The following is a 15,850-nucleotide window of genomic DNA, read 5'->3' on the forward strand; positions in this document are numbered from 1 at the left end:
ACTATTTACGGAAAGGCAGCGGGATACTATGAAGCATAATCACCAGTCAAAAACAAAAATAAAAGAAGACGCCCTGCTTGAACGTCTTGCCCTCATCGAGACAAAGGTAACGGCATCAGAAGCATCAAAAATCAAACAATTAAGTGATAAATTGAAGAGCGGTGAGCAGCACTTTCTTTTTTCTGGGCACTTTTCTGCAGGAAAGTCATCATTAATTAATGCTTTATTTGAAACCAATTTGCTGCCATCAAGTCCAATTCCAGCGAGCGCTAATACGGTACGGGTTCGTTCTGGAGAAGCCGGTGCAGCTGTTCATTTTATAAATGGTAAAAAGATGGTTTTTAAAGCACCATATGATATGGATCAAGTAAAAGGCTATTGTTTAAATGGAGAAGAAGTCGAACGGGTCGAATTATCTGCGCCGTCTTCAATTGAAGAAGACGTTATTTTCATTGATACACCTGGAATTGATTCAACTGACGAAGCACATAGGCTATCAACTGAATCATCGATGTATTTAGCGGACATTGTTTTCTATGTGATGGATTATAATCATGTTCAGTCAGAAGTGAACTATCAGTTTATTCGAGAGTTGTATCGTCAACATAAGAAGATCATTTTGATTGTGAACCAAATCGATAAACATAACGAAAGTGAAATTTCATTCAACGCATTTAAGAAGTCCGTGGTGGAGTCTTTTGAAACGTGGGGAATGTCTTTGGAATCCTTTTTCTTTATCTCTCTACGTGATCACCAGCATCCTCATAACCAATTTCATCAATTGAAAACCTATATTGAAGGTCTTTCTAAGAAAACAGCAGAGGATAAAATGAAGCGCGTGTCCAATGCTGCTATAGAATTAATTAACAATATGGATACAGTTATTGAAGATCAAGAAGTGATGCAGGCTTACGAAGAGATGGAGAAGAAACTTTCTTTTTCAGAGGAGCGGGTTAAACTTATTGAAGAAGAGTTTCAATCTGAAGGCGCTTCAATTCAAAAAAGCGCAATTTTAATGCCTTATGAAGTAAGGGAAGCTGGGCGTGACTATCTTGAATCATTGCAGCCTGGTTTTAAAGTTGGATTGGTTTTTCGCGATAAAAAAACACAGCAGGAACGTTCGAACCGTTATGAGTCATTTGTATCAGGATTAGAAGAACAAGTGAAGTCTCAGCTCGAATGGCATTACCAGGAATTACTGAAACAGCTCATCTCGACTGCAGCGTTAACAAAGGTGGAGCCTCCTGTTTTAGATGAAGCTTTTCATATTGATTTTAGCGTGATTCAAGAAGAAGCGAAAAAAGGAAACGGTGCAACGGGTGAAGCGGTACTTCATTACACTGAAAATATCGCTCATAGCATGAAGACTCAAATAAAACAGCAAGCAGAAAAACGAAAAAATTTGCTTATTGAGCAAGTTAATCTAGAACATAAGAAAATAGCAAGTGAGGTTCAAACATCCTTTAAAGAGCGCGTAGGGGAAAAGGAATCGGAAATGCTCCTAGCGGAGATGGAAGCGATCAGCGAGAAAGCAACTGAACTGATGTCAATTCTTCAAGGAGAACGAGATGAGGAGGCAAGCGCGGTTCAGAAGAGTGCCCAAAAAATTGAAGAGCCTGAAGAGGTCATCGTTGTGGAGCCTGTAAAAGAAATCCATTCAAAAGGTAAAAGTGAAAAAAGATCTATGGATGAAGCAGTGGCGGAAAAGAAGGATGCTGAACTTCCTGCTTCTGAAACGACGGCTCAGGCGCTTCAAAAGCTCGCAACAGAACTTACTGATCTGCCGGGCTTTCTTCATACAAAGCAAAACCTTATTAAGAAAGCGAGAAAGTTAACGGATAAATCCTACACGGTTGCGTTGTTCGGTGCCTTCAGTGCAGGAAAATCGTCATTTGCAAATGCTCTTATCGGTGAGAAGATTTTGCCATCCTCTCCGAATCCAACGACAGCAACGCTAAATCGAATTTGTCCTGTTTCAGAAGAGCATGTCCATAAAACTGCAATGATTCACTACAAAACGGAGGAAGAACTTCTTGAAGACTTAAATCATTCGCTTTCTTTCTTTGGGGAACAGGCTTTTTCACTTCGAGATTGTTTGCAAATCATTTCAGCCGGTAAGCTATTTAAGCGAGAGTCTGCTGAAACCAAGCCTCATGCGCTATTTCTACGTGCAGTTCTAAAAGGTGAAACCGAATTTTCGTATCTTGGAATGCAGCGTGAGGTGACGCTGGGAGAATACGAGGATATGGTTGTCAACGAATCAAAAGCGGCGTTTATCGCATCTATTTCGTTGTATTATGATTGCGCCCTTACACGAGAAGGGATTACGCTTGTAGACACACCGGGAGCGGATTCGATCAATGCGAGACATACGGGTGTTGCTTTTCAATATATGAAAGCAGCTGACGCTATCCTATATGTGACATATTACAATCATGCTTTTTCTAAAGCAGATCGGGAATTTTTAATTCAGCTAGGACGTGTGAAAGATGTGTTTGAGATGGATAAGATGTTCTTTCTTTTAAATGCCTCTGATTTGGCTGAAGACAACCAAGAGCTGCGCACTGTGCTTGATCATGTGAAAAAACAGCTACAACAGTATGGAATTCGATACCCAGCTCTTTATCCGGTCTCAAGTCTTGCAGGAATGCTTTCATCACAGGACCTTAGTGAAAAAGAGAGTGAGTTTCTTTCGAATTTACCTGAAAAACTTAAAAATAAAGGTGGTCTTGGGTCGTTTGAAGAACGATTTTACCGCTTTATCAAAACAGATTTATCAAAAATGGCTGTGGAGGCAAGCATTAGTGAGATAAACCAAGTGAAAGCAGAGATAGATGGATGGATCGAGAATTATGAATTAAATGCCGATGAAAAAGAGGAGCAGCTCGCTCGTTTGCAACGTGAAAGTGATGAAGCGATCGGAGTAGTAGAGCGTTACACGGTGTCATCCTCAGTGAAACAAATTGAACAGGAGCTTACAGAGCTCGTTCACTACATGCCACAACGTCTATTTTACCGCTTTAACGATTTCTTTAAGGAAGCCTTTAACCCTTCAGTCATCCAAGGCCGGGAAGGACTTCATCATGCGTCAGAGTCACTGCTAGAAGACATTACACAAGATTTGCTTCAAGAATTAAGGGCTGCTTCTCTTCGTATCGATCGATTTATTAATCGAGAGCTTCAAAAAAATGAGAAAGAAATGCAGCTTTCAATTCGGAAGCACTTATCAGACTTTCGCTATTCATTAAACGATTCAAAAGAGATGGAAACGCCTGACTTTACTGCTGCTCTATCAAAGTGGATTAGTAGTGAAACCATTCAAAAGCTAGCGCGAAGTTCATTTAAGTCTCCGAAGCAATTTTTTGAACAAAATGGAAGAGATGACTTACATGATGTGCTAAAAAAAGAGTTTCAACAGCCAGTAAGTAACTATTTAACTGCGGAGAAACAGGTGATTGAGTCCGTAGCGACGAATTTTTATGAAGAAAACCTAAATGACTTGAAGAGCGAGATTCAAAAAGAAATAAAGGTGTATATTGAAACTAGAAAAACGATGTTAACTAGTGAGCTATCGAAAGACTTCTTACTAACTAAACAAGGAAATGTAGCGAAAATCCAAACGAACTTATTGGAGGAATAGGCGATGAAAAATCTTGTTTCCGTTGAGTGGCTTGCACATCATTTACACGATGAACACCTTGTGATTGTTGATTGTCAGTTTGAACTAGGACAGCCTGAAAGAGGCTATGCTGCTTATTTAGAAGGACATATTCCTGGTGCTCTTTATGCAGATTTAGAAAAAGACCTATCAGGAGAAGTTGGGGAACACGGAGGGAGACATCCTTTGCCGGATCAAGAGCAGCTTCAGGATCTAGTAGAGAGATTAGGGATCGAGCAGGATTCGAAAGTCATTGTCTATGATCATGAATATGGAGCTATGGCAGCAAGGTTATGGTTTTTGCTTGGTTTTGCAGGTCATAAAGAACGTGCTGTCCTTGATGGAGGGCTAAGAGCCTGGAGAGGGGAGGGGCATAAACTCGAGACAAGGGTACCGAGTGTCAGTCGTTCAGAATATCCGATTAGTCTTGATAAGTCAATGATTGTTTCCATGAGTGATGTAAAGCAGGCGCAACAAGAAGGGCGAACCATCATAGATTCACGTGCCCCAGAACGCTATCGAGGAGAACATGAGCCAATGGATTCAAAAGCTGGGCATATTCCTGGTGCGATCAATTATTTCTGGAAAGATAACTTAAACGAAAAACATAAATGGAAAGACCCTGAGAAGAGAGTAGGGGGGAATGAACACGGTCAAGAGCCGATTGTGTACTGTGGTTCAGGCGTAACGGCTTGCGTGAACTTACTGGCTTTTCAGGAAGCTGGGATTCATGCAAAACTTTACCCAGGTAGCTATAGTGATTGGGTATCTTATGAAGAGAATTCAGTCGATTCAGACTAAATAAAAGCCAGCCTTTCGATGAAGGGCTGGCTTTTCTGTGGAATTTTTTAGTTGATTTCAAGTGTGTTTATGAATTGCTCTAATCGATCCATCCCTTCTTTTAACACATCGAGTGAATAAGCGAACGATATTCGAACAAATCCTTCTCCGTGTTTCGAGAAAGCGCTCCCCGGTACAACAGCTACATTGCCTTCCTTCGCAAGTTGCATGGCGAAGTCAAAAGAAGTTAACCCGAATTTTTTAATCGATGGAAGGATATAAAAGGCACCGTTAGGCTTAATAGGTGATAAACCCATTCCGACTAAACGGTCGTATACATAATGCATTCTTTCTGAGTATGCCTTTCTCATCTTGATCGGGTCATCAAGTCCATTTTCTAACGCTTCAAGAGCAGCATATTGAGAAATAGAAGAAGCGCAGGAAACATTATATTGGTGAACTTTCAATATGTGTTTAGCGAGCACTTCGGGTGCAAATAAAAATCCAATGCGCCATCCTGTCATCGCGTGGGATTTCGATAATCCATTGATGACAATCGTTTTTTCGCGCATATTCGCAAACTGAGCGATGGAAGCATGTTCTTCTGAGAAGGTAAGCTCTGAATAAATTTCATCAGATAAAACGAAGATATTCTTATCCTTCAATAAATCAGCAAGATCAGCAAGTTCAGCTGCAGACATGGCCACACCTGTTGGATTAGATGGTGAAGGAAGGATGATGCACTTTGTTCGTTCTGTTAGGGCTTCTTCAACCAAAGACCGTAACAATTTAAATCCGTTATCCGTCGTGTCAACGTGAACTGGTGTAGCACCACATAGCGTAATAATCGGTTCGTAACCTGGATAGACAGGCCCAGGGAGAATAACTTCATCGCCTTCTGTTAAAATCGTCCGAAGTGTTACGTCAATCGCCTGGCTCGCTCCAGAAGTTGTGATAACTTCAGTATCTGCTTTGTAGGTAAGATTGTATTTTGTTTGTAGAAAATGAGCGGCAGCTTTACGAAGTTTAAGTATGCCTGCATTATGCGTATACGTCGTTTTATTCTGATCAATCGCCGTGTGAGCGGCCTCTTTGATGTGATCGGGGGTTTCAAAATCGGGCTGACCAATTGTTAAAGAAATCATATTTTCATAATCTGCCACCATATTAAAAAAAGTACGGATACCAGAAATTTCAATTGCGTTTACTCGTGGGTTAATGAATTGTTCCATAGAGCCTTCTTCCTTTCCGTCTCAACTTTCATAAACATCATTGTAGCATAATTTTTAAACTATCGTCGAAATGGAGTGATTTTGCGGATAAGTTGCGAAATAGGTTGGGAACCAAGGTGTTGATAATTCGGATAAGTATTGGTAGTATTGGTTTTCTGGCACTTATCAACAGTAGAAAACATATACCCACACCCGGTATTTTTATTTCACAAGGGGGTATCAAGGTGGGGGAAGGGTTACCCACAAAAATCTGTGGATAACCAATATTCAGATAATTTTTAAGGTTAACCGATTAAGAGAATTAAAAAACCAGATTCCAAGGTTAATGGAATCTGGTTTTTTAATTGGATGATAAGATGCAGTCAGTTAAATAAGCCAGCAAAGCGAATTGAACATGGATGCGCTGATCATAGGAATAAATATCGATTCCTGTTAGTTTTTCTAATTGCTTAATCCGGTAATTTAACGTGTGCCTGTGTATAAAAAGTTTATCTGCTGTTCGATTAATAACAAGGTTGTTTTCTAAAAAAGCTTCGAGCGTTTTCATTAGCTGAGATTGATGTTTCTGATCGTATGCAACAATCGATGATAAAAGAGGTTGATAATAAGTTGTGAGATCTTCCCCGTTTTCCTTTAAGCGGATGAACACCTGGTATGCACCTAAAGATTCAAAATGAATGTATGGTGCTTTACGATACTTGGCAAACTGGTGGGCGATTAACGCTTCTTTTAGTGCTGTTTCAAGTTTTTGTATGCCAGTAGCCGTACTAACGCCTATCGTCGAATAAGAGGATTCAGCTAGAAATGGCTCAAAGTGGCCAGCTAATAGAACGACGACGTGGTCCAATTTTCTTTTTATTAAGCCCTTTGTTCGAGTTGAAATTAAGTTATCATGGCATTGCTGTTCAAGGTCGGCTAGATTAGACGATGAAAGAACTGCCACAGTATTAAGACCAGTGAAATCAAAGCCCATTTCTTTGCTTTTCTTTAAAATGTATTTCTCATCTTCATAGGAATGGGAGAAGAGAACGTCGAGAAAATCTGCTTCGATTTGCGCCCGAGTATCTTCTACAATTTGTAACTTTAAAAATTCGATAGCAAAAATATTCGCTGCTTGTTTAAGCGCAAGCTGATCCAATGAAGTGAGCGGCGTTTGTTTTTGAATAAAGATTGTGCCAATCGTTTTCCCTTCTGTCACAATCGGATATGCAAGCTCGAATGAATAATGACGGTTTGTTACGTAAGATCCTGCTAAAAGATCTTCGTTCGATTGATAAATAGATACGTTGCAGTGAAGTAGTTTTGAGAGGGCATCAGTTAAAGAGGAGAAGCCCGTATTTTTTATGACAAGTGCAGTTAACTCATCTTGAATGCGCTGAGCTTGTGTAAGCATACTGAGTTGTTTATTAACAAGCTGTTCAAGAATACTTCTTGTCACCGTTGAAAAATTCATTGTCCTAGGAATTTCTAGAAGTGGTAATCCTGTTCGATTTGCTGCTTCAATCATCGCTAAAGGAACGACATCAAGATAAAAGCCAGTGTGTATTGCTAAAGCAGAAAGTTTTCGGTTTGATAGTGCTTGAATAAGTCTTGTATAAGATTCGGATTTTTCTTGCCACCCATATGCTGTTGTGATTAAAAATTCACCCTCATGAAGGCGATTCACGTCTTCCATCACTTCTACGATCGTTAGCCATTTAATATCGCGATCAATGCCTTGTTTTCCTGCAATCAGTTTAATTTCACTCATTTCTGATAGTTGTAGCGCTTCTCGAACAGAAAGTCCCATAGATGATCCCCCAATCCTGTTATCCAAATCGTACAATAAAGTCAGAATTTTTTGTAGATGGTGTGGAATAGAATTTATGCTTTTTCCCACATAGGCTAGTGATATAGACAAAAAAAGTGAGGTGACGAATCCATCATGACGAAAAGAACCCACTTGATTAAACCATTACTGGGAATGGATTATGCAGTAATTTCTCATGGAAAAGGAATTTACTTATATGATGAACACGGTCATTCCTTTATTGACGGATGCTCAGGTGCTGTCACAGCGAACATAGGACATGGGGTTTCGGAAATTAAGGAAGCGATGGTAGCGCAGGCAGATCAGGTATCGTTTGTATATCGTTCCCAGTTTACAAGCACTTCAGCTGAGCAGCTGGCAGAACGCCTTTGTCAGTCAGCCCCTGGTGACCTTGATTGGGTGTTTTTTGTGAACAGCGGTTCGGAAGCGATGGAAACTGCTCTAAAGATCGCTGTGCAGTACTGGCAGGAACTAGGTCGTCCGACGAAGAACAGAATCATATCAAGGTGGATGAGCTACCATGGAATCACGATGGGTGCCCTATCGATGTCAGGACACGTCATTCGCAGAAGTCGTTTTAATGCGTTACTTGAACATTATCCAGCCCTATCGCCTCCTTATTGTTATCGGTGCTCCTTCCAAGAACATTGTCCGAATTGCTCGAAGCAGTATGCCCTTGAATTTGAGCAAACGATTCAGCGACTAGGTGCAGAAACGATCGCAGCGTTTGTCTGCGAGCCGGTGATTGGTGCTTCTGGAGGTGCTGTTGTCCCGCCTGAACATTATTTTAAAGAAATGAAAGCCGTATGCGACCGTTATGACATTTTGTTTATTGCCGATGAAGTCATGACTGGCCTGGGGCGAACGGGCAAAATGTATGCAATGGAGCACTGGGGGATCACTCCCGATCTATTAGCGCTTGGAAAAGGAATGAGTGCCGGTTATACACCTATGGCAGCAACGTTAGTATCTGATCGCATTATTCAAGTCATTGAACGTGGCTCAAAAGTGGTATTAAGCGGACATACGTTTAGTGCAAACCCCTTATCTTCTGCGATTTGTCTTGCTGTTCTCGATTATATCGAAAAAAACGATGTTATTTACAATGCAGAAAAAAGTGGTGCTGTTCTAATGAAAGGATTAAAAGAATTGCAAGCGCATTTTCCTATTATTGGTGATGTGAGAGGGCTTGGTTTATTAACTGGCATAGAATTTGTTCAAAACCACATAACAAAAGAGCCGTTTTTGCTTCACTATGAAGTGACTAATCGTTTTATTCGAAAGTGTTATGAAGCCGGTCTTTTAGTGTATACAGCTGCTGGTGGATTAAATGGGATGGCGGGTGACGCTGTGATTGTAGCTCCTCCGCTCGTTATTCAGGAAAATGAAGTTCGCCTTATTTTATCTAAACTGAACGGTGCATTAAAAGAACTGGAGAAAGAGCTTGAGGCAGAAGGACTTTATGTTAGGCGTTCGATCAGCTGATGATGGGAGAGGGCTTACGATGAGAAGCAAGGTATGCAAATTGTCTGAGTTAACTGTCTTAAAAGATAACATGACCATTATGTGCGGTGGATTTGGTGGAGTTGGCTCACCTCCATCGGTTATTGAATGGATACTCGATTCTGGTATTAAAAACATTACATTAATTTGTAACGATGCGGGATTTCCATGGATTGGACCAGGCAAGCTTGTAACAGAAAAACGGGTTTCAACGCTTATCGCCTCTCATATCGGATCTAATCCGGAAGCAGGTAAGCAAATGCACCGAGGTGAGCTGAATGTCCACTTTTATCCTCAAGGGACCCTTGCTGAGAAAATTCGTGCGGGCGGAATGGGGCTAGGTGGAATTTTAGTTGATGTTGGCCTTGGGACGTCGGTGGAAGAGGGAAAAGAAAAAACGGTCGTGCATGGAAAGGAATATATGATTGAACCTGCTTTAACAGCAGATTTATCGATTGTAGCTTGTAAACAAGCCGACTGTTTTGGAAACTTGCTTTATGATCAAAGCGCACGAAATACAAATCCTCTTGTGGCACAAGCGGGAGATGTCACGATAGCGGAAGCGGCTGAAATCGTCGAGATCGGCGAACTAGACCCTGAACAAATTATCACGCAGGGCGTTTTCGTCGATCATGTGATCAAAAGCAAAGGGGTTGATTGGAAATGGGTATGGGAGCTGAAACGAGAAGGTTAATCGCAGAAAGAGCTGCACGGGAAGTGACATATGGCATGATGGTGAACCTAGGCATCGGTATCCCTACATTAGTAGCCGATTATATTCCAACTTCTCTAGACGTAGTGCTTCATACGGAAAACGGAATACTTGGTATGGGAGGTAGCCCTGCACCTGGTTATGAAGATGGAAACCTTTCAAACGCCGGCGGGTATCCCGTCACTATTCAACCTGGCGCATCTTTTTTTGATAGCGCAGAAGCTTTTGGAATGGTAAGAAGGGGATACCTTGATTTAACGATTCTCGGTGCTCTTGAAGTTAGTGGAAAAGGAGATATAGCCAATTGGATTGTTCCAGGAAAAAGAGTCCCTGGTATGGGGGGAGCGATTGATCTTGCCCAAAAGGCCAAGAAGGTAATTGTATTAATGAGCCATACGACGAGGGAGGGTTATCCGAAAATTGTACAAGAATGTACCTTGCCTTTAACGGTGAAAGAAGGAGCTCATATGATCATGACTGAGCGAGCGGTCATGAAGGTGGAGCGCGGTGAACTGATTCTTTTGGAAGTCATGCCTGGCTATTCTATTGAGGACATTTTAAATACGACAGAAGCTAAGGTTAATGTTGATCATGTGAGGGGGCAGATGATTGAAGAATAAAATCAAAAACTGGATGGAGCTAAATCAAGAAAATGGTATTAAGTTGCTCCAACGTTTTGTCCAATGTGACAGTGTTCAGGGGAATGAGGCAGAAGTGCAACGTCTTGTGGAAGAAGAGCTCCATCAATTAAACATGGTCGTGGATCGATTCATTCCTGGAGCTGAGACAATTAATCATGATGCTTTCTGTGCGAATCGCACCGATTTCTCACAAAGTCCTAATATCGTTGGGGTTTGGAAAGGAAAAGGTGGTGGTCGATCGCTCATCTTAAATGGTCACATTGACGTTGTGCCACCAGGGAATCGAAATGATTGGACAGAGGATCCCTATAGTGGTGTGGTGAAGGACGGACGTCTTTACGGAAGGGGAGCAACAGATATGAAAGGCGGCAATACTTCTATGTTGCTTGCCTTACAATGTCTGAAAGATTTGGGAATAACGTTAAAAGGAGATGTGATTTTCGAAAGTGTAATCGAAGAAGAAAGTGGTGGAACCGGTACACTTGCGGCGATTAAAAGAGGGTATAAAGCGGATGCAGCGCTTATTCCAGAGCCAACTAAAATGAAAATATTTCCAAAACAACAGGGGTCAATGTGGTTTCGAATAACCGTAACAGGCAGAGGTGCACATGGTGGAACACGATATGAGGGTGTATCAGCTTTAGAGAAAACAATGTTGGTTCTAAAAGCCATCCAAAATCTAGAACAGAAACGTAATGTAGCCATAACTGATCCCCTTTATCAAACTATTCCAATCCCCGTTCCAATCAATGTGGGGAAAATTTCCGGTGGTGAATGGCCTTCATCAGTACCAGATCAGGTTGTAATTGAAGGGAGAATGGGAGTCATCCCAGGAGAAGAGCTCGAACATGCGAAAAAAGAGATGATGCAGGCGATAAACAATGTGGATGATCCCTGGTTAGCTCAATATCCAGTAAAGATCGAGTGGTTTGGCGCGAGGTGGCTTCCTGGTGAAGTTGCTAAAGATCATCCTCTTGTGTCAATCATTAGTCGTAGGTACGAAGAAATAACAGGGGAAAGTGTCGTTGTGGAAGCATCTCCATGGGGGACGGATGGTGGTTTATTGCAAGAAGTAGGGCAGACGCCATCCATCGTATTTGGTCCTGGGGAGACGTCGGTCGCTCATTTCCCGAATGAATACATTGAAATTAAACAAATGATGCTTGCGGCAGAAATTTATGTTCATATCCTGATGGAATGGTGTGGCTTCAACGAATAAGAGCGGACTCGCTCTTTTTTCTTTTTAAGAGGAATTTCTTCTTAGAAAGAAGAACTACTGATTAGGAAGTGAGGGAGGCTGTATATGAACAATAAACAAATAGAGGCAGTGGAACAAGTGTTTCAGGGAGGAGACTATGCATTTGCATGTACCTTTGATCGCTTTAATGAGCGGATTCGCATTGACTATTATGATGGTAACCTGCTTTCAATTACGGAGCACATTCGGTCTATATTTACAAAAGAATATACTAAATGCATCGTGAAAGCACAGCGTGAACACGTCTCCTACTTTCTTTCGATGGGCTATACGATTGAAGGGATGATTGAAGCCTATTTTTCAGGAAGCGATGCTTATCTTATGACATTATATAACGCAGACTGGCGGCGAAATAGTCTCTCCTGGCTAGAAGAGGATCATTTACTAGCTGCCGTGCGGAGCAAGCAAGCAACTCCCTTAACGGAAAAACCACGTATGAGAAGAGGGACTGAAGAAGATGCAGAAGCGCTTGCAATTCTCTATAAAAATGTGTTTGCTGTTTATCCAACCCCAATGGATAACCCCAAATATATTGAGAAAGTGATGAAAAATGATACGATTTTCTTTCTAATTGAAGACAAGGATGTCATCGTTAGCGCTGCTTCAGCTGAAATAAACCGCACCTATAAAAACGCGGAGATGACGGATTGCGCAACACTTTCAGCGAACAGAAAAGCGGGAACGATGCGTCACTTAATTTTGGCTTTAGAACAAGAACTACTAAAAGAGAAAATTTATTATGCTTATTCGATTGCAAGAAGCCGCTCCTTTGGAATGAACGCAGTCTTATATCAGCTTAATTATCAATATGGTGGCAGGCTTGTCAATAACGTGAGGATTTTTAATGATTGGGAAAATATGAACCTATGGAGCAAGCCGCTTATCAAGAGTGCCGAATAATGGGCATAGAATGACGAATTTCCGGCATAAAGGAGGACGTCTATGAGAAATATGTTAACAGAAGGTATGTTTGAAGCCATTTTAGAAAGTATTGATGAAGGCATTCATGTGATTGATAACCACGGCATAACAATTTACTACAACGAAATGGCGGCGAAGCACGATGGGTTACTCGTAGAAGATGTGTTAGGAAAACACTATTTGGAGGCGTTCCCTTCTTTATCGAAAGAAACGAGTACATTGTCGCATGTTCTAACAACAAGGAAGGCGATCTTTAATAAAGACCAAACGTATCGAAACATGAAAGGAAAATTGATTTCTACGATTAATACGACGTTACCTATTGTGGTCAAGGGACATCTGGAAGGCGCGGTTGAAATTGCGCGGGACATTTCACGTATTAAAACGCTATCTGATAAGGTGATGGAATTACAATCTAAAATGAATAAAAAAACGGTTAAGGAATATGACGATGGGACGAGTTTTACATTTGACCACATCCTAACGAACGATTCATTGTTTATGCAGGTAAAAGAGCGAGCGAAGAAAGCGGCCACTCTCCATTCCCCAGTTCTTGTTTACGGAGAAACAGGTACCGGAAAAGAGCTTCTCGTTCAGTCTATTCACAACGCATCGAAACGATCAGGACCATTTATTGCTCAAAACTGTGCGGCATTACCATCATCCATTCTTGAGTCTATTCTATTTGGAACAACTAAAGGGAGCTTTACAGGTGCTGAGGAAAGAGAGGGGTTATTTGAACTTGCAGATGGTGGAACGCTTTTTCTTGATGAAATTAATTCAATGCCGATTGATGTTCAGGCTAAGCTTTTGCGGGTATTAGAAGATGGCGTCATTCGAAGAATAGGGGCAGGGAAAACGAGAAAAGTAGATGTGCGAATCATCGCAGCAATGAATGAAGAGCCAGAAATAGCACTAGATGATAAACGATTGCGAGTCGATTTATATTATCGATTAAATGTTATTTATCTTAGAATCCCACCTCTTCGCGAGCGATGCGAAGACATACCAGAACTTATGAATCATTTTATTAAAAAATATAATGTGAAATTTAATAAACAAATAACATCCATTGAAAAAAACGCGGAATTGCTTTTGTGTCAAAGAAGCTGGCAAGGGAATGTGCGAGAGCTCGAGCATGTGATTCAATCAGCGATGAATTTTGCAGAAGGAACGATACTGCATGAAAAAGACTTTTCGATGTTAGTATCGGAACCGAGCCGGGAAGTCGGAAATTCGTTGCCAGAAATTTTACGTCAGACGGAGTTGGATCATATTCAACATGCGATGAAAAACAGTCGTGGCAATGTAAAAAAAGCTGCAGAACAGCTCGGAATTCCAAGACAAACGCTTCAATATAAACTTATGAAACTTCAACGTCAGAGTGCCGAATAATGAGCACCTCTGACTTTTTTATTTGGTTGAGAAATAGCTCGTTCAGAGCCTCCTACATAGCTTTCTAGAAAGAAATAATGGAGCTGGCACGCAACTTGCATAGTATAGAAGTAGATTACTTGAAGGGGGAATGTATCATGCTGATGCAACTTTATAAACCAGGTCGTCATTGGAAAGACATTGAACTTTGGAAGGATGTAACGGAGGATCAGTGGAATGACTGGATTTGGCAGCTTACGAATACGATTCGAACGCTTGATGATTTAAAGAAGGTTGTGAATTTAACACCAGATGAAGAAGAAGGTGTGAAGATTGCGACGAAAACCATTCCTTTAAACATTACGCCTTATTATGCTTCATTAATGAATCCAGATGATCCTCGTTGCCCGGTACGCATGCAGTCAGTGCCTATCTCTCAAGAAATGCACAAAACGAGGTATGACCTTGAAGACCCTCTTCATGAAGATGAAGACTCGCCTGTACCAGGATTAACACATCGTTATCCTGATCGCGTCCTTTTTTTAGTCACAAACCAATGTTCCATGTACTGCCGTTACTGTACGAGAAGACGCTTCTCTGGACAGATTGGTATGGGTGTCCCTAAGAAACAGCTGGACGAAGCGATTCAGTATATTTCAAACACACCAGAAGTGAGAGATGTGCTCATATCTGGCGGTGATGGACTATTAATTAATGATAAAATTCTTGAGTACGTTTTGAAAAATTTACGAGCGATTCCACATGTAGAAATCATTCGAATTGGAACGAGAGCGCCAGTTGTGTTTCCACAGCGAATTACAGAAAACTTATGTAACATTCTTAAAAAATATCATCCTATTTGGTTAAATACTCACTTTAATACAAGTATTGAAATTACAGATGAGTCCAAGAAAGCATGTGAAATGCTCGCAGACGCAGGCGTTCCGGTCGGCAATCAAGCGGTCATTCTTGCAGGTATAAATGATAGCGTTTCAATTATGAAGAAGCTAATGCATGATCTAGTCAAAATACGTGTACGCCCATACTATATTTATCAATGTGACTTGTCTGAAGGAATTGGCCATTTTCGTGCACCTGTATCGAAAGGATTAGAAATTATTGAAGGCTTAAGAGGTCATACATCAGGTTATGCTGTGCCAACCTTTGTAGTCGATGCACCTGGTGGCGGTGGGAAAATTGCGCTTCAGCCTAATTACATGATTTCCCAAAGTGCAGATAAAGTTATTTTACGAAACTTTGAGGGAGTTATTACTTCTTATCCAGAGCCTGAAAATTATACTCCTGGAACTGCTGATCAATATTTTAATCAAGTCTATGAATTGGAGAAAAAACCTGCAATTGGCATCCATTCACTCATGACGGATGAACGGTTCAATCTTGTTCCTGAAGGTATCCAGCGTTTTGATCGAAGGTCGAAATATGAACAGGATGCAGCGCACAGCTCCTTAAAAGATAAGCGAGATAAGCGAGATTTAATGAAAGAAAAGAAATTTAATGCGGAGCAGCAGAAGTACACTGAGAAAGGAGAAGAAAGCGTATGATCTGTAAATGGTGCGAGCAAGAAGGCGCATTTGAAACGCTGGATATAGGCTACTGGGAACTTCCTGACGGAACAAGAGCTGTAGAAATAAGTGATTTGCCGTCGATTCAGTGTAATGATTGCGGAATGTGTTATCAAACGGATGAATTAGTAGGTGATGTCGAGGAGCAGCTTATGTTGATTGATACGGGGAAATTACCATCTTCTTTTTCCTATCAGAAATTAATGAGCCAGGAGAGACTCCTCAAGAAAAACTATTTTGACATTAACCGCTACCCGCTTTAACTATGAAAAAAGACAGTTTACAAAGGAAAGAAAAATACGTAAAAAAAGTTATATCGGAATATTCTGAAAAATATTGATATTTTGACGATTCCCTCGTATAATAGAAAAAAGAGCT

At 41.0% G+C, this 15,850-nt stretch carries 12 protein-coding genes; 10 read left to right on the forward strand and 2 right to left on the reverse strand.

Going from position 1 to position 15,850, the window contains the following annotated elements:
• Positions 1-28: 28 nt before the first annotated feature.
• Together PQ511_RS03340 and PQ511_RS03345 are read left to right on the forward strand one after the other, a co-directional pair.
• A complete protein-coding gene (locus PQ511_RS03340) occupies positions 29-3,640 on the forward strand; it encodes a dynamin family protein (RefSeq protein ID WP_273850507.1) in 3,612 nt (1,203 codons plus the stop codon).
• A 3-nt stretch (positions 3,641-3,643) separates the two neighbouring features.
• Positions 3,644-4,459: a sulfurtransferase gene (locus PQ511_RS03345; protein ID WP_273850508.1), complete on the forward strand. Its 816-nt coding sequence runs from the start codon at positions 3,644-3,646 to the stop codon at positions 4,457-4,459.
• A gap of 47 nt (positions 4,460-4,506) precedes the next feature.
• On the opposite strand, the gene PQ511_RS03350 is transcribed toward PQ511_RS03345, so the two are convergent.
• On the reverse strand, positions 4,507-5,670 hold the full coding sequence (locus PQ511_RS03350; protein WP_273850509.1) for an aminotransferase A: 1,164 nt from the start codon (positions 5,668-5,670) through the stop codon (positions 4,507-4,509).
• A 340-nt stretch (positions 5,671-6,010) separates the two neighbouring features.
• A complete protein-coding gene (locus PQ511_RS03355) occupies positions 6,011-7,459 on the reverse strand; it encodes a PucR family transcriptional regulator (RefSeq protein WP_273850510.1) in 1,449 nt (482 codons plus the stop codon).
• A 135-nt stretch (positions 7,460-7,594) separates the two neighbouring features.
• Between PQ511_RS03355 and PQ511_RS03360 the strand changes: the two genes are divergently transcribed.
• The 8 genes from PQ511_RS03360 to PQ511_RS03395 all read left to right on the forward strand — a co-directional run bounded on the left by PQ511_RS03360 (position 7,595) and on the right by PQ511_RS03395 (position 15,735).
• Positions 7,595-8,965, forward strand: coding sequence for an aspartate aminotransferase family protein (locus PQ511_RS03360; protein WP_273850511.1), 1,371 nt, complete (start codon positions 7,595-7,597; stop codon positions 8,963-8,965).
• Between the two features lie 19 nt (positions 8,966-8,984).
• A complete protein-coding gene (locus PQ511_RS03365) occupies positions 8,985-9,677 on the forward strand; it encodes a CoA transferase subunit A (protein ID WP_273850512.1) in 693 nt (230 codons plus the stop codon).
• Positions 9,647-10,315 carry a 3-oxoacid CoA-transferase subunit B gene (locus PQ511_RS03370; protein WP_273850513.1) on the forward strand — a complete coding sequence of 223 codons (669 nt, stop codon included), beginning with the start codon at positions 9,647-9,649 and terminating at the stop codon, positions 10,313-10,315. The genes PQ511_RS03365 and PQ511_RS03370 overlap by 31 nt, the downstream gene beginning before the upstream one ends.
• A gap of 13 nt (positions 10,316-10,328) precedes the next feature.
• Entirely contained in the window at positions 10,329-11,555 is a 1,227-nt protein-coding gene (locus tag PQ511_RS03375) for a peptidase (RefSeq protein ID WP_273850619.1), read from the forward strand.
• An 84-nt stretch (positions 11,556-11,639) separates the two neighbouring features.
• Positions 11,640-12,494 (forward strand): putative beta-lysine N-acetyltransferase, encoded by an 855-nt coding sequence (gene ablB / locus PQ511_RS03380; RefSeq protein WP_273850514.1) that lies wholly within the window; start codon positions 11,640-11,642, stop codon positions 12,492-12,494.
• Positions 12,495-12,536: 42 nt separating this feature from the next.
• Entirely contained in the window at positions 12,537-13,910 is a 1,374-nt protein-coding gene (locus PQ511_RS03385; RefSeq protein ID WP_273850515.1) for a sigma-54 interaction domain-containing protein, read from the forward strand.
• A 137-nt stretch (positions 13,911-14,047) separates the two neighbouring features.
• Positions 14,048-15,451, forward strand: a complete 1,404-nt coding sequence (kamA, locus tag PQ511_RS03390; protein WP_273850517.1) for a lysine 2,3-aminomutase — start codon at positions 14,048-14,050, stop codon at positions 15,449-15,451.
• Positions 15,448-15,735: a YokU family protein gene (locus PQ511_RS03395; protein WP_273850518.1), complete on the forward strand. Its 288-nt coding sequence runs from the start codon at positions 15,448-15,450 to the stop codon at positions 15,733-15,735. The genes kamA and PQ511_RS03395 overlap by 4 nt, the downstream gene beginning before the upstream one ends.
• Positions 15,736-15,850: the final 115 nt, after the last annotated feature.

The organism is Guptibacillus spartinae, assembly GCF_028610625.1.
Taxonomy (GTDB): domain Bacteria; phylum Bacillota; class Bacilli; order Bacillales; family Guptibacillaceae; genus Guptibacillus; species Guptibacillus spartinae.

Excerpts from the sequence above, each read along its gene's own strand:
- kamA (WP_273850517.1), top strand. The coding sequence starts at position 14,048 with ATGCTGATGCAACTTTATAAACCAGGTCGTCATTGGAAAGACATTGAA.
- PQ511_RS03340 (WP_273850507.1), top strand. The coding sequence starts at position 29 with ATGAAGCATAATCACCAGTCAAAAACAAAAATAAAAGAAGACGCCCTG.
- PQ511_RS03345 (WP_273850508.1), top strand. The coding sequence starts at position 3,644 with ATGAAAAATCTTGTTTCCGTTGAGTGGCTTGCACATCATTTACACGAT.
- PQ511_RS03365 (WP_273850512.1), top strand. The coding sequence starts at position 8,985 with ATGAGAAGCAAGGTATGCAAATTGTCTGAGTTAACTGTCTTAAAAGAT.
- PQ511_RS03350 (WP_273850509.1), bottom strand. The coding sequence starts at position 5,670 with ATGGAACAATTCATTAACCCACGAGTAAACGCAATTGAAATTTCTGGT.
- PQ511_RS03395 (WP_273850518.1), top strand. The coding sequence starts at position 15,448 with ATGATCTGTAAATGGTGCGAGCAAGAAGGCGCATTTGAAACGCTGGAT.
- ablB (WP_273850514.1), top strand. The coding sequence starts at position 11,640 with ATGAACAATAAACAAATAGAGGCAGTGGAACAAGTGTTTCAGGGAGGA.
- PQ511_RS03375 (WP_273850619.1), top strand. The coding sequence starts at position 10,329 with ATGGAGCTAAATCAAGAAAATGGTATTAAGTTGCTCCAACGTTTTGTC.
- PQ511_RS03385 (WP_273850515.1), top strand. The coding sequence starts at position 12,537 with ATGAGAAATATGTTAACAGAAGGTATGTTTGAAGCCATTTTAGAAAGT.
- PQ511_RS03360 (WP_273850511.1), top strand. The coding sequence starts at position 7,595 with ATGACGAAAAGAACCCACTTGATTAAACCATTACTGGGAATGGATTAT.
- PQ511_RS03355 (WP_273850510.1), bottom strand. The coding sequence starts at position 7,459 with ATGGGACTTTCTGTTCGAGAAGCGCTACAACTATCAGAAATGAGTGAA.
- PQ511_RS03370 (WP_273850513.1), top strand. The coding sequence starts at position 9,647 with ATGGGTATGGGAGCTGAAACGAGAAGGTTAATCGCAGAAAGAGCTGCA.